This window comes from Mesorhizobium sp. M1A.T.Ca.IN.004.03.1.1 (assembly GCF_003997555.1).
Taxonomy (GTDB): domain Bacteria; phylum Pseudomonadota; class Alphaproteobacteria; order Rhizobiales; family Rhizobiaceae; genus Mesorhizobium.
In genome coordinates, this window is sequence record NZ_RZTV01000150.1 from 1 (window position 1) to 306 (window position 306).

The 306-nt window shown below is 65.7% G+C and carries 1 pseudogene; it reads right to left on the reverse strand.

What is annotated here, in order from left to right:
* Positions 1 to 306 (reverse strand): annotated as a pseudogene (locus tag EOD29_RS31100) (penicillin-binding protein); the annotation flags it as partial.

Genomic DNA, 306 nt, shown 5'->3' on the forward strand with positions numbered 1-306 from the left:
GTCGCCGCTTGCGTCGATCTGCTTGACGGCCCCATGGAAACCGCGGCGCTCGTCATAGGTCACGAGGCCATCCTGCAGCGCCTTGCGCGCGGCGAGCTGCATCTGCGGATCGAGCGATGTGCGCACGGAAAGGCCGCCCTCGTAGAGAACCTTCTCGCCATATTGGTCGATCAGCTGGCGGCGCACGGCTTCGGCGAAGTAATCGGACGCGAAGAGCGAGGGACCGTTGCTGCGGGCGGTGACGCCGAGCGGCTGCTTCTTGGCTTCCGCGCCGTCGCTCTGGCTGACATTGCCGTTCTCGACCAT